The organism is Pseudomonas sp. CCI1.1 (assembly GCF_034348165.1).
Classification (GTDB): Bacteria; Pseudomonadota; Gammaproteobacteria; order Pseudomonadales; family Pseudomonadaceae; genus Aquipseudomonas; species Aquipseudomonas paracarnis.
On the sequence record NZ_CP133780.1, the window covers coordinates 1 to 21,552 of the forward strand.

At 58.5% G+C, this 21,552-nt stretch carries 25 protein-coding genes and 1 pseudogene; 13 read left to right on the forward strand and 13 right to left on the reverse strand.

Annotated features, from left to right (window positions below; translation table 11 throughout):
* Positions 1-303 precede the first annotated feature (303 nt).
* Positions 304-897: a replication/maintenance protein RepL gene (locus tag RHM69_RS00005; RefSeq protein WP_322255446.1), complete on the forward strand. Its 594-nt coding sequence runs from the start codon at positions 304-306 to the stop codon at positions 895-897.
* Positions 894-1,355 (forward strand): hypothetical protein, encoded by a 462-nt coding sequence (locus tag RHM69_RS00010; protein WP_282376610.1) that lies wholly within the window; start codon positions 894-896, stop codon positions 1,353-1,355. Before RHM69_RS00005 ends, RHM69_RS00010 begins: the two co-directional genes overlap by 4 nt.
* Positions 1,356-1,476: 121 nt before the next feature.
* Here the strand turns inward: RHM69_RS00010 and RHM69_RS00015 are convergent.
* From RHM69_RS00015 to RHM69_RS00050, 8 genes and pseudogenes are all read right to left on the reverse strand, one after another.
* Positions 1,477-3,690 (reverse strand): annotated as a pseudogene (locus RHM69_RS00015) (transporter substrate-binding domain-containing protein); the annotation flags it as partial.
* Between the two features lie 8 nt (positions 3,691-3,698).
* On the reverse strand, positions 3,699-4,325 hold the full coding sequence (locus tag RHM69_RS00020; protein ID WP_014717686.1) for a response regulator transcription factor: 627 nt from the start codon (positions 4,323-4,325) through the stop codon (positions 3,699-3,701).
* Positions 4,326-4,666: 341 nt separating this feature from the next.
* The gene (locus RHM69_RS00025; RefSeq protein ID WP_004577240.1) at positions 4,667-5,629 is read right to left on the reverse strand and encodes an IS30-like element ISPpu17 family transposase; all 963 of its coding nucleotides are present in this window, start codon (positions 5,627-5,629) and stop codon (positions 4,667-4,669) included.
* A gap of 83 nt (positions 5,630-5,712) precedes the next feature.
* A complete protein-coding gene (locus tag RHM69_RS00030) occupies positions 5,713-6,045 on the reverse strand; it encodes a response regulator (RefSeq protein WP_322255448.1) in 333 nt (110 codons plus the stop codon).
* 168 nt (positions 6,046-6,213) lie between these two features.
* The gene (locus RHM69_RS00035) at positions 6,214-7,545 is read right to left on the reverse strand and encodes a deoxyguanosinetriphosphate triphosphohydrolase (RefSeq protein WP_014717688.1); all 1,332 of its coding nucleotides are present in this window, start codon (positions 7,543-7,545) and stop codon (positions 6,214-6,216) included.
* A 165-nt stretch (positions 7,546-7,710) separates the two neighbouring features.
* Positions 7,711-8,052 carry a hypothetical protein gene (locus RHM69_RS00040; protein WP_014717689.1) on the reverse strand — a complete coding sequence of 114 codons (342 nt, stop codon included), beginning with the start codon at positions 8,050-8,052 and terminating at the stop codon, positions 7,711-7,713.
* Entirely contained in the window at positions 8,049-8,453 is a 405-nt protein-coding gene (locus RHM69_RS00045) for a phage holin family protein (protein WP_005786473.1), read from the reverse strand. Before RHM69_RS00045 ends, RHM69_RS00040 begins: the two co-directional genes overlap by 4 nt.
* 2 nt (positions 8,454-8,455) lie before the next feature.
* Positions 8,456-8,770: a DUF883 family protein gene (locus RHM69_RS00050; protein ID WP_019820355.1), complete on the reverse strand. Its 315-nt coding sequence runs from the start codon at positions 8,768-8,770 to the stop codon at positions 8,456-8,458.
* 345 nt (positions 8,771-9,115) lie between these two features.
* On the opposite strand from RHM69_RS00050, the gene RHM69_RS00055 reads away from it, so the two are divergent.
* The gene (locus RHM69_RS00055) at positions 9,116-10,324 is read left to right on the forward strand and encodes an ammonium transporter (RefSeq protein WP_014717690.1); all 1,209 of its coding nucleotides are present in this window, start codon (positions 9,116-9,118) and stop codon (positions 10,322-10,324) included.
* Here RHM69_RS00055 and RHM69_RS00060 read toward each other — a convergent pair.
* The gene (locus RHM69_RS00060) at positions 10,311-12,041 is read right to left on the reverse strand and encodes a cation:proton antiporter (protein ID WP_032903008.1); all 1,731 of its coding nucleotides are present in this window, start codon (positions 12,039-12,041) and stop codon (positions 10,311-10,313) included. The two genes, RHM69_RS00055 and RHM69_RS00060, sit on opposite strands and share 14 nt — an antisense overlap.
* A 173-nt stretch (positions 12,042-12,214) precedes the next feature.
* On the opposite strand from RHM69_RS00060, the gene RHM69_RS00065 reads away from it, so the two are divergent.
* The 3 genes from RHM69_RS00065 to RHM69_RS00075 all read left to right on the forward strand — a co-directional run bounded on the left by RHM69_RS00065 (position 12,215) and on the right by RHM69_RS00075 (position 13,821).
* A complete protein-coding gene (locus RHM69_RS00065) occupies positions 12,215-12,451 on the forward strand; it encodes a glutaredoxin family protein (protein ID WP_014717692.1) in 237 nt (78 codons plus the stop codon).
* Positions 12,452-12,525: 74 nt separating this feature from the next.
* Entirely contained in the window at positions 12,526-12,861 is a 336-nt protein-coding gene (locus tag RHM69_RS00070; RefSeq protein ID WP_003189932.1) for a hypothetical protein, read from the forward strand.
* A gap of 69 nt (positions 12,862-12,930) precedes the next feature.
* Positions 12,931-13,821 (forward strand): pseudouridine synthase, encoded by an 891-nt coding sequence (locus tag RHM69_RS00075; protein ID WP_014717693.1) that lies wholly within the window; start codon positions 12,931-12,933, stop codon positions 13,819-13,821.
* A 55-nt stretch (positions 13,822-13,876) separates the two neighbouring features.
* Here the strand turns inward: RHM69_RS00075 and RHM69_RS00080 are convergent, their stop codons facing one another.
* Complete coding sequence (locus RHM69_RS00080) at positions 13,877-14,098, reverse strand: YgdI/YgdR family lipoprotein (RefSeq protein WP_003189935.1); 222 nt, start codon at positions 14,096-14,098, stop codon at positions 13,877-13,879.
* A 79-nt stretch (positions 14,099-14,177) separates the two neighbouring features.
* Positions 14,178-14,780 carry a molybdenum cofactor guanylyltransferase MobA gene (mobA, locus tag RHM69_RS00085; protein WP_073453087.1) on the reverse strand — a complete coding sequence of 201 codons (603 nt, stop codon included), beginning with the start codon at positions 14,778-14,780 and terminating at the stop codon, positions 14,178-14,180.
* A 76-nt stretch (positions 14,781-14,856) separates the two neighbouring features.
* Between mobA and moaB the strand changes: the two genes are divergently transcribed.
* Positions 14,857-15,396, forward strand: coding sequence for a molybdenum cofactor biosynthesis protein B (gene moaB / locus RHM69_RS00090; protein ID WP_014717696.1), 540 nt, complete (start codon positions 14,857-14,859; stop codon positions 15,394-15,396).
* Complete coding sequence (glp, locus tag RHM69_RS00095) at positions 15,380-16,606, forward strand: gephyrin-like molybdotransferase Glp (protein WP_073453039.1); 1,227 nt, start codon at positions 15,380-15,382, stop codon at positions 16,604-16,606. Before moaB ends, glp begins: the two co-directional genes overlap by 17 nt.
* 70 nt (positions 16,607-16,676) lie before the next feature.
* On the opposite strand, the gene RHM69_RS00100 is transcribed toward glp, so the two are convergent.
* On the reverse strand, positions 16,677-17,006 hold the full coding sequence (locus tag RHM69_RS00100) for an EscU/YscU/HrcU family type III secretion system export apparatus switch protein (protein ID WP_102666504.1): 330 nt from the start codon (positions 17,004-17,006) through the stop codon (positions 16,677-16,679).
* Positions 17,003-18,580, reverse strand: coding sequence for a flagellar hook-length control protein FliK (locus RHM69_RS00105; RefSeq protein WP_014717699.1), 1,578 nt, complete (start codon positions 18,578-18,580; stop codon positions 17,003-17,005). The genes RHM69_RS00100 and RHM69_RS00105 overlap by 4 nt, the downstream gene beginning before the upstream one ends.
* A 200-nt stretch (positions 18,581-18,780) precedes the next feature.
* Between RHM69_RS00105 and ccmA the strand changes: the two genes are divergently transcribed.
* The 5 genes from ccmA to ccmE all read left to right on the forward strand — a co-directional run bounded on the left by ccmA (position 18,781) and on the right by ccmE (position 21,552).
* Positions 18,781-19,416: a cytochrome c biogenesis heme-transporting ATPase CcmA gene (gene ccmA, locus RHM69_RS00110; protein WP_014717700.1), complete on the forward strand. Its 636-nt coding sequence runs from the start codon at positions 18,781-18,783 to the stop codon at positions 19,414-19,416.
* Entirely contained in the window at positions 19,413-20,081 is a 669-nt protein-coding gene (ccmB, locus tag RHM69_RS00115) for a heme exporter protein CcmB (RefSeq protein WP_014717701.1), read from the forward strand. The genes ccmA and ccmB overlap by 4 nt, the downstream gene beginning before the upstream one ends.
* An 87-nt stretch (positions 20,082-20,168) precedes the next feature.
* A complete protein-coding gene (locus tag RHM69_RS00120; RefSeq protein WP_014717702.1) occupies positions 20,169-20,924 on the forward strand; it encodes a heme ABC transporter permease in 756 nt (251 codons plus the stop codon).
* On the forward strand, positions 20,921-21,097 hold the full coding sequence (gene ccmD / locus RHM69_RS00125; RefSeq protein WP_003172771.1) for a heme exporter protein CcmD: 177 nt from the start codon (positions 20,921-20,923) through the stop codon (positions 21,095-21,097). The genes RHM69_RS00120 and ccmD overlap by 4 nt, the downstream gene beginning before the upstream one ends.
* On the forward strand, positions 21,094-21,552 hold the full coding sequence (gene ccmE, locus RHM69_RS00130; protein WP_014717703.1) for a cytochrome c maturation protein CcmE: 459 nt from the start codon (positions 21,094-21,096) through the stop codon (positions 21,550-21,552). The genes ccmD and ccmE overlap by 4 nt, the downstream gene beginning before the upstream one ends.

Sequence of the window (21,552 nt, forward strand, 5' to 3'; positions counted from 1 at the left end):
TTGTACTATCTAACATTGATTGAAATGCATTGACGATTTTTCAAAGCCATTTTCTTGCCAAAAGTGGTATACAAAAGTGTTAACAGGTAAAAAGAAAAAAAGAAAAAAAAAATGGGTGTGTGTGTGTGTATATAGATACATGTGCAAAAAAGTATATAAAAGCTAGGTAAAAAAAAAAAAACAAGTACACATGTGTGTGTGTATATATATATATATATATATATATATATATATATATATATATATGTGTGTGTGTGTGTGTGTGTGTGTGTGTGTGTGTGTGTGTGTGTGTGAATCAACAACATGATTGAGTTATTTTCATTTTGTAATGTCATAGAAGAAACGAACATCAAAGAAATGAGCGTTCCACGCGAGCCTAATTTCGTTAAATTATACATAGATGGTTTGAGCCGAATTTTTGACCTTTCCGGGGGTGAAAATAAATTTCTAATCGAACTATTAAAGTACGTTACATACGATAATGAAATTACGCTGAATAGCGGCGTTAAGAAAAGAATTTCAGAAAAGACTGGATATAAAGCACAAACAATTGATAATTATATCTCAACATTAAAAAGACATAAAATTATCAGAGCAACAAATTATCGCGGAATTTTTATGATTAATCCCGAGATTTTCGGGAAAGGAGATTGGAAAGAAATTTATAAGTATAGAGCGAAATTTCAAAAGTTATGTGTGAGTTTTGAAATTACAAATGATATGAAAGATATAAAAGATGCAAAATTCAATGTTAAATGTGTTGATGATGAAGAGAAGATTGAGTTAGTAGCACAGTCAAAAAATCTTACAACAGAAGAACTTTTCAAAGAGTTAGAAAAAGATGAAATGGATTTTTTCTTAAATGCAGAAAATCAAGATGAGGAAATAGAACAATGAATGGAAGAGGATTTGATGTTTTGATATTGCCTTTTCTTATCGTTTTTATGTTTCTTTTGAACGTTAAATATCCTTTTTTGCCACCGTTTACAAACGGAATGGCAAAAGACGGATCGGGAAAAGTGATTGTAGTTACACACGAAGAAGCAGTAATAAACAAAGAAAAAGAAAAGCAACGAGTTGAGCAACTTGCAAAAGAAGCGGAAGAAATTAAAGCCGAATATGCACAGGCATATAAAGATTGTAATGGCAAGTCTTACGAAAAATATGGTTCGACAAGTGCAATATCTGTTGAGTACCGCTTCAATTCTTACACTAAAACATGTAGCAAAACAACAATGACGGGAGATCTAACTCCTGGCACTACAGGAGAGTATAGGGAAAATTTTAAAATCACTTATGAAACTGAGTTTGTTCGTAGTGAGTTAAGAGATTATATGCTCGTTTATCGTCAGTAAGTCAAAAGCAAAAAGCGGTTAAAAGCGTTTCGGCTATCCCTGCACTTTGTGCAGGGCAAAGCATACGGCTTTGCAAAAAAAGGCACGTCAAGGTACAATTTTTTTATTTTCTACAATCTGCGCCGGTGATTGCGTTCATCGGGGTGCGAATCTCGTGGCTCATGGTGGCCAGGAACGTGCTCTTGGCGCGATTGGCCTCGTCGGCACGCTCCTTGGCGGCGCGCAGTTCATCGAATAGCTGGCGTCGGTCACTGATATCGATCCAGCCACCGATGATGCCTTGGACTTCACCCGTGGAGTCGCGGTAAGGCAGGATCCAGTGGTAGATGGTCAGTTTCCTGTCGTGGATATGCAGGCTGCGATCGAGGATCAGCGGGTTGCCCTCGGCCACCACGCGCAGATAGTCAGCATGGTACTGGGCCGCCTCCGACTCCAGGGCCATGCTCATCTGGGTCACGCTTTTGCCGATCACGTCTTCACGCTTGACGTCGAACACCTGCAGGTAGCTGTCGTTGCAGGTCTGCAGCAGGCCATTGCGGTCGCGCACGTAGATCGGATGCGGCGTCTCATTGACCAGCGCGCGCATGAACTCGAACTGATCGTTGAGGGCGCGTTCGGCCATTTTTCGATGCTTGATCTGGCGCCGCATGTAGGCGTTCCAGGCCAAGGAAATCAACAGCAACAGGCCGGTGCCGATGATGATGCGCGCGATCAACTGATGATAGTTTCGCCAGTAACTGTCGGACGCGGCGGTGTAGCCCCGCCAGCGGCTGTTGATCACGCCCATTTCATCCGGGGCAATGCTCAGCAGGGCCTTGTCGAGGATCGAGCTCAACTCCGTGGCTTGGCGCGAGGTGGCCAGGGTGAATGTTGCGGGGGTGGTGCCGATGCTGGCGCTGATTTGCAGGCGGTCCTGGAAAACCTGGGAAGACAGGAAGTAGTTGGCGATCACCAGGGTGTTCACGGCCCCATCTACTTGTCCCTGTGCGAGCAGCTCGGATGCTCTGAATGTATCACTGGTTTCCACCAGGTGAATCTCAGGAAAGTCCTTGGTCAAGGTTGCGGCCAAGGGGTTACCCTGGGTTATCGCCAGGCGCTTTCCGGCCATTTGCTCCATGTTCGACGGCGCTCCTGGCTCTTTGCGCGTCAACAGCACATAGGAGTTTTCGAGGTAAGGGCGGCTGAAATTAAGTTGTGGGTCTCGCTCGTTGCTGGGAACGATGGCCCCGATCATATCGACTTTCTGGGTCGCGACCTGGTCGATCATCGCGTTGACGTCGCGCCCACGTTGTACCGAAAAACGCAGGCCGGTGCGCAGGCGGATCAATTCCAGCAGGTCCGCGGTGATCCCGCGAAAGTTGCCGTCCGCATCGAAAAATGTCAGTGGCGCGAAGGTTTCGTTGACGATGACCGTCACCACCGGGTGGTCTTTGAGCCAACGCTCTTCGCGCTGGGTCAGTTGCAGTTTCTTGTCGGTCAGCAGGATATCGCTGCCGGCGCTCCAACGCTTGGCGATGCTCTCCCGTTCATTGATGGGCACCGAAGCCAGCGCTGAATCGACAATGCTCAAGAGCATCCGGTTGTCCTCACGCGTGGCAAAGCTGAAACCATAAGCTTCATGCTTGCCGAAGTTGGCCATGCGAATGTTTTTGAGGTAGCCCTTGTTGATCATGTAATGGGTGGAAATGGTGTCACCGAGAAACACATCCGCCTGGTCGAAGGCCACTGCATTCAAGGCATTCTGATAAGAGGGGTAGGCGCGGATGATCGCCTTGGGGTACAGCTTTTCCACCTCATTAAGCGGCAGGTAGTGATAGACAAGGCTCAGGCGCAGCCCGTCGAGGCCTTCACTGAGGCTGCGGGTTTCTCCCTCGCGTGTGACCAGGACTGGCTGGTCTACCGCATAGGGTTCGGAGAGGATCAGATTCGGCGTTGCAGCCTCAAAGCCGTTGGAGGAGCCCAACAAGTCGATTTCCCCGGCTTCCAGGGCGCGAATGGCAGCCGCCCGGGACGGGTAGCGCATCACAGTGATGGGCAGGGAGAGTGCCTTGGCCAGCAATCCCGCGTAATCGGCGGTAAGGCCTTCATAATCATGTCCGCTGGACGTGAGGTCAAAGGGTGGGTAGTCAGGACTGGATGTACCCAGCGTTAGTTCACGTTTGTTATGCAGCCACTGGCGCTGGGCCTTGTCAAAATGAGTGTCCAGTTGTACAGCTCCCGCACGACTCAAGAGGGTGAAGCGTTCCGGGCTGGTTTGGTGCTCTGCCAGCACAGTTGTGCTGAAGTACAAACCGGCACTTAATATAATCAGATAGTCCTTTATACGCCTGGGCATCCGCTTTCTCACACTAGCGCGTTTCGTTTTGCCAACTCGATGAGGTCGACCAAGGATTTGGCTTGGAGTTTTTGCATTAATCTTTTCTTATAAGTACTGACGGTCTTGTTACTCAGGAACATACCTTTGGCGATTTCCTTGTTAGTGCGACCTTGTGCAAACAGTTGCAGCACCATCAGCTCCCGGTCGTTGACGGTCTTGAACAGTTCCAGCTCCTGAGCATCCATGCCTTCCGTTCCGGGGCCATTCAAGGCCTGGCTGGGGAAGTAGTTGTAGCCGGATAGCACCGCGCGGATGGCGCTCAGCAACTCGCTCAGGTCACCCTCCTTGCACACATAGCCCTCTGCCCCCGAGCGCATGCACCGCGTGGCAAACAACGTCGGACATTGAGCCGTGAGGACCAGGGTTTTCATCGAGGTGTTCATGGCGTTGAACCGGCAGAGCACCTCAAGGCCATCAAGTTTCGGGATGCTGATGTCGAGAATCACCAAGTCTGGAAGGCATTCACGCACCATCTGTATGGCATCGCACCCGTTATCTGTTTCGCCGACGACTTTGTAACCTTCATGTTCCAGCAACATTCGAATGGCAAGCCGGATAACGGGATGGTCGTCGATAATAAAAACTGAGTTCATAGTCACATTCCATGCAGGTGCAGATAAAGCGGGCACATTAGCTCAGAAGGTGAGTCCGCAGTATGAAGCTCGCAAGGAGTAGATGCAGAACAGGAAAGTTCCTACATTTAAAAAGGTATAGACCTACAAGTTGTTAGGTAATCGTGACAAGGCATGTGAGCGTTTCGAGGTCGATCATGACAAGACGCAAGGCTGGGGAATTTACGGCGGGCCTCGTATCTATTTTCGTTGAAAGGAATGTTTAAAATCCTACATGAGGGGGTCGAAAGTTAAGCCGATTAATATTTCAAGATCATCTTTGTTCAAAGGTTTTGGCAAATAGCCAAGGAGGGGGCCTGAATTCAACACATAAGTGCAACGCTCACCCCTGTATGCACTTCGTACGGCGTCTTCCAGCCCAAGCGCTTGCGCGGGCGTAGATTGATCCTCGCTACTGTCCGATTGACGGCTTCGACGGTCAGCTTGCTGAAGTCGCTGCCCTTGGGGAAATACTGGCGGAGCAGACCGTTGGTGTTTTCATTGGTGCCACGTTGCCAGGATGAATAGGGGTCTGCAAAAAAGACCTGGCACTGGCTCCGTAGCGCGATGCGTTCATGCCCGGCAAACTCCCTTCCGTTATCCAGCGTCAGCGTGTGAGCGGCATGGCCCTGAAGCATCAGATTGATCGCCCGCGTTACCTGCCGGCGCGTTCTGCGCTTGACCGGATAGGCGCTCAGATAGCCGCTTTTGCGATCAACCAGGGTCACCAGGTTACCGCCCAGTCCATGTACCGTATCGCCCTCCCAGTCCCCCAGGCGCTCGCGGCTTTCGACCTCGGCTGGGCGTTCACTGATTGACACGCGATTACGCAGCTGCCCGCGCCGATCGTGGCTTCCATAGCGTTTCCGGTAGCGCTTTCGGCGATGTCGCAGATAGGTATAAAGCTCACCACCGGCGCGCTGTTCGGCGGCAATGAACCGATAAATCCACTCATGGCTGACCGCCCGGCTTGGCTGCTCCTGCTTCAACCGCTGGGCGATCTGCTCCGGACTCATGCCATGCTTGAGCCACACCGGGAGATGATGGCTGAGCCATGTCGCCGGCTTGCAAAACTTGCGCGCACCCGCTCGACGAGCATCACTTTCATGGGCCGCAGAAACAGCCTTGTAGATATTCTGGGTGCTGTTGCGGCGAACCTCGCGACTGATCGTCGAGGGATGCACGCCGACCCGCTTTGCAATGCTCGCCTGGCTCTCTGCGGCGCTCAAGCCAGCCTCAATCTGGTAACGTTGTCCCTGAGTCAGCTGCCGGTAATGCGTAGTCATCTGCGCTTGAATCCTTCGGTGTGAGAGCCTGGATTCTACCGGTGGCTGGCTCTCTGCCTCTCGTTTCAAGCGTTGCGCTTATTCTATGAATTCAGGGGGAGATTTCGTTGCGCGGCTTGTGTCGTCAGGTTGACCAGTTCTGGCGTAGGTAAGCCGCTCAACAGGATGGCACTGCTGATGAAGCGTCGGCGGCTGGCGATTTCCACCAGTTCAAGCCCAGGCAGGTCTGGCAGGCATTGGTCGCATAACATCAGGTCGAAAGGGTGTTCGGACTGGCTCATCGCGCGTATGGCCTGCTCGGCGTTTTCCACCGCGGTCAGTTGGTCGAAGCCGAAACTTCTGAGCAGGCATTGGGTGGCCAGGAGTTGAAAGGGGTGATCCTCCACCAAAAGAATACGGAGAGAATAGCTGGGCATAAAGAGCACACAGTAAGGCAAGCGTCGATGGGGGCAGTAGGAATGACTCGGCTGGTCCGTTGGGAGCGCGCGTGATTATTCTTCGAGTGTCTGTACGAATTCGATCAGGCCGCTCTGTTCCCGTCGTAGGGCAATTCGCTTCAGGGAACAGGTTGCCTGATGAAGTCGTTATTGGGGGCCGGAGCGCCCGGTCATTTCTCGTGCCATTTCGGTGGCGTAGCTGTCGGTCATACCGGCGATGAAGTCGATCATCCGCAGGAACGAGGCGTGCAGTGACCAGGCGGGGTCTGGCGCGCTATTGCCTAGCAGGTCGAGAATGCGCCGGTTCTTGAACGACGGGGTGCGCCCGCCATGTTGTTCAAGGGCCGCGCCGCAGAAGGCGTTCAGCAGGATTTCCAGGGTGGTGTAGGCCCCGATTTCATGCAACGTCTTGCGCTTGTCCTGGAAGATTTTCTTGCGCGCCATGTCCTTGGCATCCAGCACGCAGCGCTTTGCCGGGCCGTGCATGTGCTCCACCAGATCCCCCGGCAGCGTGCCGGCCAACAGGGCGTCCTGTTGTTCGACGAACGCCTGCGCCGCTGCGTTGGTCAGGTGCTCGATGGCTTTGCCGCGCAGGATCGCCAGCTTGCGGCGGCGCGAGTCCATTGGCCCCAGTTGGCGATAGGTTTGTGGCAGATCATCGCCGACCAGGTCCAGCAGCAATGACTCGACTTCGGCGTACTCCAGCAACTCCATTTCCAGGCCGTCTTCCAGGTCGATCAACGCATAGCAGATGTCGTCGGCGGCCTCCATCAGATACACGAGCGGGTGACGCGCCCAACGTTGTTCCTCCAACTGAGGCAACCCCAGCTTGTGGGCGATTTGCTCAAGAATCGGCAGCTCGCTCTGGTAACAGCCAAACTTGTGTTTCTTGTAGCCCAGCGAGTCGGCGTGGCGGGCGGTCCAGGGGTATTTAAGGTAAGTGCCCAAGGTGGCGTAGGTCAGCCGCGTACCGCCGTCGAACTGATGGTATTCAAGTTGGGTGAGCACCCGAAAACCCTGGGCATTGCCTTCGAAGTTAAGGAAGTCATTGCGTTCGGCGCTGCTCATGTCATCCAGCCAGCCGCGCCCGGCGGCCTGTTGGAACCAGTGGCGAATGGCGTCTTCGCCAGAGTGCCCGAACGGTGGGTTGCCGATGTCATGGGCCAGGCAGGCCGATTGCACCACCATGCCCAGGTCGCTCGGGTCGCACCAGTCGGGCAGGGCGCCGCGCAGGGTTTCGCCTACGCGCATGCCCAGGGAGCGCCCCACGCAGCTGACTTCCAGCGAGTGGGTCAAGCGTGTGTGGATATGGTCGTTGCTCGTCACCGGGTGTACTTGGGTCTTGCGCCCCAGGCGCCGGAACGCGCCAGAGAAAATAATGCGGTCGTGATCTTTGTGAAAGGGACTGCGGCCCAGTTCTTCAGGGCTGTGCAGGGGTTTTCCAAGACGTTCGCGGGTCAACAGGGTGGGCCAATCCAAGGCAGAGGCTCTCCGTAGGGTGAATGACAGCGCCAGCTTCCCGGTTCGGCCTTTATGGGGCAAGCGAATCCAGCGGTCGGCCGCGTCAGTATCAATTAACAGGCAGCGCAAAAAACCGCAATGACCAGCAGTTGTCTGGTCGTTGCGGTCATTGGCTTTCGAAGGTCAGCTTTTGCGCGAAGCGCCTTGCATGGCCAACTTGATCAGTGGGATCAACCCGGCACCCAGCCGCACCAGGCGCGTGATGCTGCTGATACTGCCGCCCTTGGCGCCCTTGCCGGTAAAGAAGCCCATCAGCGTAACCGCCGCCACGCCCCACAACGGCGCGTGCTTGATGCCCAGGCTGTCCTGCCAGTTGTGGCGCATGTTGCGCATTTTGTGCAGGGGGGCCATGAGTTGTTGGGACTCATGCCGGATTTCCTGGCGGTGCATTTCCATGCGCAGGCGGATCAAGGCTTTGCGCATTTCCCGGCGTGACGTATTTTGCGGGATCTCAGTCATGCTCATGGCAGCAGGCGCTCCCGGTCATTGGCCAGTTCTTCGAGCGTGGCATGGAAGGGCGTGGACTCATCGAATACCGCCGCCTTCAAGCGCACGCCGCAGAACGCAGCGGCCAGGCTATAGAACACGCAGAGGCAGATGATGCCGGTCAGGCGATAGCCCGTGTCCCACACCAGGATCATCACCAGCGTCGACAAGCCCACCAGCAACAGCAGGGCAAACACCAATGCCAGGCCGGCAAACAGCAACAGGCTGACGGTACGGGCCTTTTGCTCTTGTAATTCAATGCCGAACAACTCGACATGACTGTGCAGCAAGCCCAGCACAGCTGCGCCCAGGCGTCGGGAAGTTGAACCGCTTGCTGAGGAATGTGCGCTCGTGGATGAGCTGGATTCGCCGATAGACATGGTTAGCGCCTTGTAGCCAATAGACCGATCAAAAAACCTACGCCGGCAGCAATGCCGACTGACTGCCATGGGTTGGCTTGCACGTAGTCTTCAGTGGCAGTGATCGCCGCCTGGCCGCGCTCGCGCAATGAGTCTTCGGTCAGTTGCAGGGTCTGGCGGGCCTTGAGCAGGCTCTCATGGATCTTGGTGCGCAGCTCGTCAGCCTGGTCACCGGCCAGCACGGCAGTGTCGTCCAGCAGCTTTTCGGTATCGCTGACCAGGGTTTGAAAATCCTCCATCAGTATCTCTTGAGCAGTCTTTGCTGTTTTACCGGCCATGGTTATCTCCGTGGGTAGCTGATCTGTACGTGTGGTTTCGAGTCGCGGCGTTCGCTGAAGGTTCACTGCAATTGTGTGGTACAGCTTTTGCTTTGCCTTGGTGCGTAGGCCCTGGAGCCTGCGCTGAATCCGGGCGGTCGAGGTGAAAACCTTGAAAAACCTTACCCTAAATCACTTAACTTCGCGGAAAAACCCTGTCGGCAACGGCCTGTTGTGTTGATCGCTGCGCTAAAGCGGTTCACGCCCTCTGAAGATGGGCGAGGCCGGCGGTGCCAATTTAGTGCGCGAAACCCTGGCTTGAACCGCTTTGGTGCTTTTTGCCTTGATGCAGGCCTGCCAACCTCCATGGAAAACTTGCAAAGCGCGGTGGACACCCTCGTCCACAGTTCCAACACCTTGTTCATTCTGATTGGCGCGGTCATGGTGCTGGCCATGCACGCCGGCTTTGCCTTCCTTGAGGTTGGCACGGTGCGCCAGAAGAACCAGGTCAACGCCTTGTCGAAAATCCTCAGTGATTTTGCGATTTCAACGCTGGCCTATTTCTTTATAGGCTATTGGATCTCCTACGGTGTGAGCTTCCTGCAACCGGCCGCCGTGATCAGCGCCGATCATGGCTACGGCCTGGTGAAGTTTTTCTTCCTGCTGACGTTTGCCGCGGCGATTCCGGCGATCATTTCCGGTGGGATTGCCGAGCGTGCCAAGTTTGCGCCGCAGCTGTGTGCCACCGCGTTGATCGTGGCGTTTATCTACCCGTTCTTCGAAGGTCTGGTGTGGAACGGCAACCTTGGCCTGCAAGCCTGGCTGCTCGCAACCTTTGGTGCCAGCTTCCACGACTTTGCCGGTTCCGTGGTGGTTCACGCCATGGGCGGCTGGCTGGCGCTGGCGGCGGTGTTGCTGCTGGGACCGCGCAATGGGCGTTATCGTGAAGGGCGTCTGGTGGCGTTCGCGCCGTCGAGCATTCCTTTCCTGGCGCTGGGCTCGTGGATTTTGATCGTGGGCTGGTTCGGCTTTAACGTGATGAGCGCCCAAACCCTCAATGGCGTCAGTGGCCTGGTGGCCGTCAATTCGCTGATGGCCATGGTCGGCGGCACCGTGGCTGCTCTGGTAATTGGCCGTAACGATCCTGGGTTTCTGCACAACGGTCCTTTGGCCGGGTTGGTGGCAATCTGCGCCGGTTCCGACCTGATGCACCCGGTGGGCGCGCTGGTCACGGGCGTGGTGGCTGGTGGCTTGTTCGTATGGTGTTTTATCGCTGCCCAGTCGCGCTGGAAGATCGATGACGTGCTGGGCGTGTGGCCATTGCATGGCTTGTGCGGTGTGTGGGGCGGCATTGCCTGCGGTATTTTCGGGCAGGCCGCCCTCGGTGGGCTGGGCGGCGTGAGCCTGATCAGCCAGTTGATCGGCACCGGGTTGGGCGTGGCCGTGGCGTTTGGCGGCGGCTTGCTGGTGTACGGTGTGATCAAGCGTGTGCAAGGGCTGCGCTTGAGCCAGGAGCAGGAGTATTACGGCGCAGACCTGTCGATTCACAAAATCGGCGCGGTCAGTCAGGACTGATCGGCGCGTCTTCGTCAGTGTGTTCCGGTGGGTAGAAACCGTGCAGCAGGCGATAGTGGTTGCGCCGTACTTCGTTCACTCGCGCCTGCACCTGTTGGTCCGGCAGACCCAGCAGGATCAGGGCATGGGAGGCGAGCATCAGGCTCGACTCCAACAGCTCGGGCACCACTTCGCTGGCGCCCGCGGCCTTGAGCTCAGCCAACTGGCTGTCATCGCGGGTGCGCACCAAAATCGGCACGTCAGGGTTGATCTGCCGTGCCTCCTTGAGCACCACCAGCGCGACATCGCTGTTGTCCACCGCGATCACCACCAACCGCGACCGTTCCAGGCCGACGGCGCTGAGCAAAGCGCCACGGCGGCAGTCGCCGTAATGCACGCTGCTGTCCTCGGTGGCGGCTTCCTGCACCCGTTCGGGGTCATCATCCAGGGCGATAAACGCCTGTTGTTCGCGGCGCATAAAGCGCCCGATGGACTGGCCTACCCGGCCATACCCGCAAATCACCACGTGCCTATGCAGTTGGGCGTTGAGCGCGGTGATGTGTTCCAGTTGCACTTGTTGGTTGGGCTTGCGATGCAGGCGCAGGGCGATGGCCGGTGCCGCACGTAACAGCAGTGGTGTCAGCAGCATTGAGCAGAAGGTGGCAGCCAGTAGCAGGCCGTTGAACTCATCGGGAATCAACCGGCTCTGCTGCATTTGCGCCATCAGCGCAAAACAGAATTCGCCGCCCTGGGCCAGTGCCAGGCCGCTGCGCCAGGCCGTTTCGGTGTCGCTGTCACGCCACTTGACCAGCGCCGCGACGACCATGCCTTTGACCAGCATCAACGTGAGCGTCAGGCCGAGGATCAACAGGCTGTGGCTGACGAACAACTGCAGATCGATGAGCATGCCGATGCTGACAAAAAACAGCCCCAGCAGGATGTCGCGAAACGGGCGGATATCGGCTTCGATCTGGTGTCGGTAATGGCTCTCGCCCAGCAGCATGCCGGCCAGGAACGCGCCGAGGGCAGGGGACAGGCCCAGCAGGTGGGTGAGCCAGGCGGTGAGCAAGACAATCACCAGCGCCAGCAGCACAAACAGCTCCGCCGAATGAGACGCGGCGACTTCACGGAACAGGCGCGGCAGCAACCAGCGGCTGGCGAACAACAGGCCCACGAACAGCACCACGGTCTTAGCCAGCGTCAACGGCAGCGCCCAGTACCAGGCGTGGTCGCTGCTGCCGGCAAACACCGGCACCAGTGTCAGCAGCAACACCGCCACGACATCCTGGAACAGCAACACGCCTATCGCATTCTGGCCATGACTGCTGAAGATTTCCCCGAGGCTGGTCAATTCCTTGCTGACAATGGCCGTGGACGATAACGCCAGCCCTGCGCCCAGCAATAACGCGATGCCAGGCGCGAGGCCTAAGCTCATCAACAAAACGCCCAGCAATGCCCCGCACCCCAGCACCTGCAGGCTGCCCAGGCCAAATACCACGCTGCGCAGCGCCAACATTTTCGACAGGGAAAACTCAAGCCCCAGGGAAAACAGCAGGAACACCACGCCCATCTCGGCCAGGTCCGGCAGGTCTTCGTTGTCATTGACCCAGTCCAGCGCGGTGGGCCCCACTGCCAGGCCCACGCACAGGTAGCCCAGCACGGGAGGCAACTGCAGCCGGCGAAACAACGCAATCACCACCAGGGATGAAGCCAGAATAATCAGCAGGTTGGCGAACACAGGCATCTCCGTTGCAGGGTGAGCGGCAAAAAGCCGCGAGAATCGCTGAATCAGTTATAGGCCATGGTGATCTGGGTCAGGCTTTTTGCACCGTAGGAGCGAGCAAGCTCGCTCCTACAAGGGGCTTGTTGGGCTTAGAATGGAGATTCGTTTTGTGACCGAGTCCTTTCATCATGCTTCCTGAATGCCAGCTGTTCGGCACCCTGGGTTGCCATTTGTGTGAGATCGCCGAAGCCGAAGTCATGCCGCTCGTCGAACACGGGCTGTTGGTGGAGTTGGTGGATATCACCGATCCGCAGGACCTGACAGACGTCTACGGCCTACGGATTCCGGTGCTTCGCCGCACGGACACCGGGGCGGAACTGGACTGGCCGTTCGACACCGAGCAGGTGGTTGCCTTCCTGCGCTGAGATTTATGCGATGGCGGCTTTTCAAATATTCAGTTACTGTATATTCGTACAGCGATTGAATAGAGGGAACGCCCGTGGTGAATGTTGAACAACTTAAAAGCAGCGTCAATCGCATGTCCGCCGATGTGGTGCGTGACGCGGTGAACGAACTGCGCCTCGATGGCTTGGTCACGGAAGGCAAGACGCCGTTTAACAAAGTGCATTTCAACACCTGCTTCGCGGAAATCGAGGCGCTGTTCCAGCGCGCCGGTTATCACAAGCAGCTGGATGTGGTGGGTTATCAGGGCTTGCTCTACGCGCTGTATGACCCAGGCCGTTGGGAAGCGGTGGACGTGCTGCGCTGGCTCAAGGAATTCACCGAGGCGGCGAGCGCCTCGCCGGTGCTGCGGGCTCAACTGGCCAAGGCCTGAGATAGGCCCTAGGCAATCGCGCGCCATGGGCGATAATGCCCGCCTGTTTTCCAGGCTTTGAGCGTCGGCATGTCCACTTTGGTTTTTTCCCCCTCCCAGCACCAAGCCAGCACCCTGTACTTGCCGCCGGGCTCCTGGGTGACGGTGCTCGATTGCCTGTGCGCACACTTCCCGGCCATTGGCCGCGAACAGTGGCTGGACCGCATTGCCCGCGGCCGGGTGCTGGATGTCAATGGCAACCCGATCAGCCTGGGCCTGGGCTACAAGGAAGGCCTGTGCATCTATTACTTTCGCGAAGTGCTCAACGAGAAAGTGATTCCGGTGCAGGAAAACATCCTGTACGCCGATGAACACCTGGTGGTGGCGGACAAACCGCATTTCCTGCCAGTGACACCCGCTGGCGAGTACGTCGAGCACACCTTGTTGCGACGCTTGATCCGGCGCCTGGACAATCCCGCCCTGGTGCCTCTGCACCGCATCGACCGGCATACGGCGGGGTTGGTGCTGTTCTCCGCCAACCCGCACAGCCGTTCGGCCTATCAGCAATTGTTTCCCACACGGCGTATCGACAAATTCTACGAAGCCATCGCACCGGCCTTGCCGCACCTCAGCTTCCCGTTGGTGCACAAAAGCCGTTTGGTGGATGGCGAGCCTTTCTTTCGCATGCAGGAAGGGCCGGGGGCCAGCAACACCGAGACGGCGGTAGAAGTGCGCGAGAAAAACGCTGATCTATGGCGCTACGGCCTGTTCCCGGTGACCGGTAAGAAGCACCAGCTGCGCGTGCATATGACGGCGCTGGGGGCAAGCATCTGTAATGACCCGTTTTACCCCGAAGTAATCAAGGATGCCGAGGACGATTACGCCAAGCCACTTAAGCTGCTGGCCCAGGGCGTGCGCTTTATCGACCCGGTGAGCGGTGAACAACGCAGCTTCCGCAGCCAGATCACCCTGGACTGGTAAACCCCAGGAACAACAAGGCCCGCGCTAGGCGGGCCTTGTGTGCAAGCGTTAAGGCTTACAGGTCTTTAACGGTGCGAACCTGATCTTTGTTGATACGGGTGTGCTTGCCGTCCAGTTGTTCGAATTCGTAGAAGCCCGAATCTTCATCGTATTTCGGGGTGTCGACGGCCTGGATTTCGCGACCGTCATTCAGGGTGATCACTGTTGGCGAGGCGCAACCGGCGAGGGTGGCGAGGCCCAGTGCAAGCATGAGAGCGGCGATGGTCCGTTGAGTCATGAGTTTGTCTCCGAGAGAATACTTTTAAATTGCTGACCTTGTGACGTACGGGACGCCGGCAAAGTTCCTTGTGCAGGGTTCATTCTGACATGCCAGCCCCGGGGTGCAACAGCTCGGGCGTATTAAGATTGGCCAGGCGTGGGTCATCGGCCGGGCATTCCACGGCCACCGCGCCCAGTTGCAGCCAGAGCTTGCGCGGGCTGCGCTCACCCGCTTGCCATGCCTCTTCCACCTGGTTTTTCAGGCTTGTGGGAATGATGCACAGCAAGGGTTCCCAGCATTCACCCTGGCGCACCATCACCGGTATCTGCGGGTTGCGTCGTGCGGTCGCACGCAGGTCGGCCAGCAGTCGCGCATCGACCTGCGGCACATCGCAAGGCAATATCAGCAGATGCGCATGGCGTGCGGCGAAGAGTCCGGCACGGATACCGGCCAGCGGGCCGGGGAAGTCCGGGTTGTCGTCACTCACCTGCTGGTCGGCATAGGGCGCGTAGCGTTCATGGTTGCGGTTGCACGAGATGATCAGGTCATCGGTGAGCGGCCGGGCCAACTGGTGCAGGTGGGCGATCAAGGGCTGGCCTTGCCATTCCAGCAGCCCTTTGTCCTGGCCGCCCATGCGTTGGCCGCGACCACCGGCGAGCAATAGGATCGAACACGGCAGTGAGGAAAATTCAAACGTCATGGTGGTTGCGCTGCGGCAGGGAAACAGGGGCCTGTGATATAACACCGGGCTGTTCCTTCGACAACCGGACCGTGCCATGAAAGCCAAGGCCGATGCGCCCTTTGTACCCCTGAATATTGCTGTATTGACCGTCAGCGACACCCGCACCCTGGAGACTGACACCTCCGGCCAGGTCTTCGTCGACCGCCTCACCGCCGCCGGCCACCGCCTGGCCGAGCGCGTGCTGCTCAAGGACGACCTCTACAAGATTCGCGCCCAGGTGGCCCACTGGATCGCTGAAGACGTGGTGCAGGTGGTGCTGATTACCGGCGGCACCGGCTTCACCGGTCGCGACAGTACCCCTGAAGCAGTGAGCTGCCTGCTCGACAAGCAGGTCGATGGTTTTGGCGAGCTGTTCCGCCAGATATCCGTGGCCGATATCGGCACCTCCACCGTACAATCGCGCGCCTTGGCGGGGTTGGCCAACGGCACCCTGGTGTGCTGCCTGCCAGGCTCCACCAATGCCGTGCGCACCGGTTGGGACGGCATCCTCGCCGAGCAGTTGGATAACCGTCACCGTCCGTGCAACTTCGTCCCGCATCTGAAGCAGGCAGAACCTTGTGAATCCCGTGGATAAGCCCGGCAAGACCGGCGCCCTGATGCCGGTGGAGGCAGCCCTGCAACGTTTGCTCGACATGGCCGCCGCCGCGCCGATCCGCGAGGAGGAAGTACTGTCCCTGGCTGAGTGTGATGGCCGGGTATTGGCCCAGGATCTGATCTCCACACTCGACCTGCCACCGTGGCCCAACAGTGCCATGGACGGCTACGCCGTGCGCCTGGCGGACTGGACCGGCGAACCCTTGGTGGTGAGCCAGCGGATTTTCGCCGGCACTGCCCCTGAACCCTTGGCGGCCGGCACCTGCGCACGCATCTTTACCGGCGCGCCGGTGCCCCAAGGCGCTGACTGCGTGCAAATGCAGGAAAACGCCGTGGTGCATGCCGACCAGCGCGTGAGTTTCACCGAGCCATTGCAGATGGGCGACAACATCCGGCCTCAGGGCCAAGAGACCACGGTCGGCGAGACCGTACTCAGTGCCGGTACCCGCCTGGGCCCTATCGAACTCGGTTTGGCCGCGTCTCTTGGACGTGATCGACTCGAGGTGGTGCGGCGCGTGCGCGTGGCCGTGTTGTCGACCGGCGATGAACTGATTGAGCCAGGGTTGCCGCTCGGCCCTGGGCAGATCTACAACAGCAACCGCCGCGTGCTGTGCAGTTGGCTTGGGCGCATGGGCTGCGAAGTGATTGATGCCGGGATTCTACCGGATGATCTGGAACAGACCCGCGCGCGCCTGGCGGGGCTGGGCAGCGTTGACCTGATCCTCTCGACCGGCGGTGTGTCGGTGGGCGAAGCGGACTTCCTTGGCATTGCCTTGCGGGAAGAGGGTGAGCTGGCGCTGTGGAAACTGGCGATCAAACCGGGCAAGCCGCTGACCTTCGGGCATTTTCGTGGCGTGCCGGTGATCGGCCTGCCGGGAAACCCGGCCTCGACCCTGGTGACCTTTGCGCTGTTGGCGCGCCCGTATCTGCTGCGCCGTCAAGGTGTGCTGCAGGTGCAGCCGCTGCGCTTCGAAGTGCCGGCAGGGTTCGTCTGGCCCAAGCCCGGCAACCGCCGCGAGTACCTGCGCGGGCGGATCGAACAGGGCAAGGCGATCATCTACCGCAACCAAAGCTCCGGGGTGCTGCGCAGTGCGGCGTGGGCTGAAGGCTTTGTGGAGGTAGTGGAAGGCACCACGCTGGCCATCGGCGACCGGGTCAACTTCATTCCTTTGAGCGAAGTCCTGAACTGAACACAGATCAAAAATGTGGGAGCAGGCAAGCCAGCTCCCACAGTTGGATGTGTGGGGAGCTCATGAGCAATCAGTAATCGTTACCCTGCTCAGTGACATCCCGCTCTACTGGCCCTGCTTCCGGGTCGTAGCCGGCCGGGAACTTGCCCTTCAACGTCCAGGCAAACGCAATGATCTCGGCAATCGTGCGGTACAACTCTTCCGGAATGCTGTCCCCCAGTTCCATGCGCGCCAGCAGCTTCACCAACTCGGCGTTTTCATAGATCGGTACTTCATTCTCCCGTGCCAATTTGAGGATGGCTTCGGCCAGGGCGTCGTCGCCTTTGGCCGTCAGGGTGGGGGCCTGTTGGCCGTCGTACTTGAGGGCGATGGCCTGGCGGGGTGGGGCGGCGTTTTTCATGCGGTTTCATCCACCCAGCGTTGCTCCAGTCCGGTTTTTGGCCCACGGGGCGGGGTGCCCAGATGGCAATCCAGGTCGCCGACGTTAAGCCCGGATGACACCAGGCGCTCGCGCAGGCTGCCCAAATGGCTTTCGATCAGGCTGGCGGTGAATGGGCGGCTGGCCCACAGCTGACTGGACAGTTTGCCTTGAGACAACTGCGCCTGAACCTGCAGTGGCCCCAGCGGCTCCATGTCGAAGGCCAGTTCTACGCGCCAGAGCATCTGTTTCGGGTCTTTTTTATCCTTGCGCTCGGGCTGGTCCTTGTCTGGCGCGGGCTCCTCGCGTTGGAACTTGACCTGCAACGGCACAATGTCTTGCAGGGTGCGCATGGGGATCTCCAACTGCCAGGTCGTTTGCAGGCGGCCATCGGCGGTGATGCCGGTCTGTTCCAGGCTCGACAGTTGATGGCTCTGCAAGCGCGAGATCGCCCCGGCGGCCAGGCGTAGCAGGCTTTCCAAGTCGCCTTCACCTTCCAGTTTTGCCATGAGCCGCTCGGGCAGCGGGAAGCCGGCGGGTATCTGCCGGGCGCCGACCTGGCCGAGGGTGTTCAACGGGCTGCGCACGAAGTGCGGCAACACCTGGGCCAGGGTATTGGCGGCGAGGATCGCATTCAGGTTGGTACTGGCAGGCAAGGCGGGCAAAAGGTCTGCGACCAGGCGTAACAGCGCGCCTTTCATGTCCAGCGGTGGGATTTGCGGGTTCTGCCCGGCAAGCAATTTGGCTTCCAGAAAGGCGCCGCTGTTCTGCACCACCTGGGCCAGTATCTTGGGGTTGCTGACCTGTGCCAGATCGGGCAACGCCGCCAGCAAGCGCTCGGCGGCGGCCCGCAGCTCGGCCGATGTGCTGTCGCCACGGGGCAGGTTTTGCAAGGCGGTGAACACCGCATCCAGCGAGCCTTGGCGACTTTGCTGAGTGGCAAGTTGCTGCGTCACGGCCAGTTGGTCCTTCAGGCCGCTTAGCGGTACGAAGTTCAGGGTCTGCGCGTTCTGCACCACGGCGCTGAGCAAGCTGCCCACCCTCAGCGGTTGAGGGCTTTCCAGGGTGAGGGTGGCACCGGCCAGGGCGTTATTGAGCACACTCACCAGCGAGCGATAGATCGCCGGTTGCGCCGTGCCCTGGGGCAGCATCTGCGTGGTCAGCACCTTGGCCTGCAATAACGTACCCACCGGTATTTGGTTAGTGTCGAGGCGGGTGAGGGCGGCCACGTTGGCACTCATGGCTTGCTGCAAGGTAATGGCCAGGTTGCCCGCAGGCGTCTGGCTCACCGCCACATTGCTGCCCAGGGGCAAGGGCTGGGCGCTGCTGGCTTGCACCAGCGTCTGGCGACCGCCGGCGAGGGTCAGTTTGAGCAATAACTGAAAGGCCTCGCCGCCTTGTTTAAGCGCGATGACCTCGGCGTTCACGGTTTTCCCCGGGTCGATCAACCCGGCCTGCGGCTCCAGCAGTTTGAGCAACGCGCCGGCCCCAGGCAGCGGAGTGGGCCCGGGTGCGGAGGTTGGCGGCAGTGGAGGAAGGTTGATCTCGCCGGTCATCGTGCGCATCGTCTCTGGGGAAATTGCCCTCTTTAGAGTAGGACATCGCATGTATAATGCCGTCCGTCTGCAAAGAGAGCGGTAAAAACCTCACAACTATTTGATCCAGCTCTCTAAAATCGGTCGCCAAAGTCGTTATTGTGCATCTCACTATAACGGCCGCTGCACCGCCGACTTGAACCGTAAAGGCCCGCGATCTTTTGACCAGCCCTCTTCTTGAAGCCGTAGCGCTTGCCTGTGAACGCGACCTGCGCCTGCTGTTCGAGCAACTCGACCTGCGGCTTTCGGGGGGCGACATGGTGCAAATCAGTGGCCCCAATGGCAGCGGCAAGACCAGCCTGCTGCGCCTGCTGGCCGGGTTGATGCAGCCGACGGCCGGCGTGGTGCGGCTCAACGGCAAACCGTTGCACGAGCAGCGTAGCGAGCTTGCGCGCAACCTGGTCTGGATCGGCCACGCCGCTGGCATCAAGGACGTACTCACCGCTGAAGAAAACCTCAGTTGGCTCAGCGCCCTGCATCATCCTGCTTCCCGTGACGCCATCTGGCAGGCCCTGGCCGCGGTGGGCCTCAAGGGCTTTGAGGACGTCCCCTGCCACACCCTGTCCGCCGGCCAGCAGCGCCGCGTGGCCCTGGCCCGCTTGTACTTGCCCGGCCCGCCGTTGTGGATTCTCGACGAACCTTTCACGGCCCTCGACAAACAAGGCGTGGCTCAACTCGAAGCACATCTGGCCCAGCACTGCGAGCAAGGTGGCCTGGTGGTGCTCACCACCCACCACACCTTGGCGCGTATGCCCGCTGGCTACCGTGAGCTGGACCTTGGGCGGTGGTCGCTATGAGTGTGTTCGCCCTGTTGGTCGCCCGCGAAGCCCGGCTGTTGTGCCGTCGCCCCGCCGAACTGGCCAACCCGCTGGTGTTCTTTGCCATCGTGATCGCGCTGTTCCCGCTGGCGGTTGGCCCGGAGACTAAACTGTTGCAAACCTTGTCCCCAGGACTGGTGTGGGTCGCCGCACTTTTATCGGTTCTGCTCTCGCTGGACGGGCTGTTTCGCAGTGATTTCGAAGACGGTTCCCTGGAACAGTGGGTCCTTTCGTCGCACCCTTTGCCACTTCTGGTACTGGCCAAGGTGCTGGCACACTGGGTTTTTTCCGGCTTGGCGCTAGTCTTGCTCTCGCCACTGCTTGCCATGATGCTCGGGTTGCCCGTTGAATGCCTGCCGGTGTTGCTCCTGTCCTTGTTACTCGGCACGCCGGTGCTCAGCCTGTTGGGGGCGGTGGGCGCAGCGTTGACCGTCGGCTTGAAACGGGGCGGCCTGTTGCTGGCCCTGTTGATTCTGCCTTTGTATATCCCGGTGTTGATCCTGGGCAGCGGCGCTTTGCAAGCCGCGCTTATGGGGATGCCGGCGACCGGTTACCTCTTGTGGCTGGGTAGCCTGACCGCCCTGGCGGTAACCCTGACACCCTTTGCTATAGCCGCCGGCCTGAAAATCAGCGTCGGTGAATAATGAGGTCTGACCCGGCGTCAATAACGCTGAGTCAGTAAAGACCCTGAGCTTTTCGCCACGACGAAAAGCACCGTGATGGAAACAGCAATGAACTGGACCTGGTTTCACAAGCTCGGCTCGCCCAAATGGTTTTATGGCATCAGCGGCAAGCTGCTGCCGTGGTTGAGTATCGCCGCCATCCTGCTGATCGGCATCGGCCTGGTCTGGGGCCTGGCCTTTGCGCCGCCGGACTATCAGCAAGGCAACAGCTTTCGCATCATCTATATCCACGTGCCTGCCGCGATGCTGGCACAGTCCTGCTACGTGATGCTGGCGGTGTGCGGCATCGTCGGCCTGGTATGGAAGATGAAGCTGGCCGATGTAGCCCTGCAATGCGCCGCGCCCATCGGTGCGTGGATGACCGCCGTGGCGCTGGTGACCGGTGCGATCTGGGGCAAGCCGACCTGGGGCTCATGGTGGGTGTGGGATGCGCGCCTGACCTCGATGCTGATCCTGCTGTTCCTGTATTTCGGCCTGATCGCCCTGGGCAACGCCATCAGCAACCGCGACAGCGCCGCCAAGGCTTGCGCGGTGCTGGCGATTGTCGGCGTGATCAACATCCCGATCATCAAGTACTCGGTGGAGTGGTGGAACACCCTGCACCAGGGCGCCACCTTCACCCTCACCGAAAAACCGGCGATGCCCGTGGAAATGTGGGCGCCGTTGCTGCTGATGGTGCTGGGTTTCTACTGTTTCTTCGGCGCCGTACTGCTGCTGCGCATGCGCCTTGAAGTGCTCAAGCGTGAAGCCCGTACCAGTTGGGTAAAGGCCGAAGTGCAAAGCTGCCTGGGAGCACGTGGATGAGTTTTGCTTCTTTCAGTGATTTTCTCGCCATGGGCCACCACGGCCTGTATGTCTGGACGGCCTATGGCATCTGCCTGGCGGTGCTGGCCCTCAACGTCGCCGCGCCGATCCTGGCCCGCAAGCGTTACCTGCAACAAGAGGCGCGACGTCTGCGCCGGGAGACCGAAAAGTGAATCCGCTGCGTAGAAAGCGTCTGTTGATCATCCTTGCCATCCTGGCCGGCGTCGGCATTGCCGTGACCCTGGCCCTGAGCGCCCTGCAGCAGAACATCAACCTGTTCTACACGCCCACCCAGATCGCCAATGGCGAGGCACCGGTCGATACGCGCATCCGCGCTGGCGGCATGGTGGAGCAGGGCTCGTTGAAGCGTTCCGGCGATTCGTTGGACGTGACCTTCGTGGTCACCGATTTCAACAAGGCTGTGACCATCACCTATCGCGGCATCCTCCCGGACCTGTTCCGTGAAGGCCAGGGCATTGTCGCCCTGGGCAAGCTCAACGCCGACGGCGTGGTGGTGGCTGACGAAGTGCTGGCCAAGCACGATGAAAAATACATGCCGCCCGAGGTCACCAAAGCCTTGAAAGACAGCGGCCAAACCGCGCCCGCCACCCCAGTCAAGGAGGGCTGA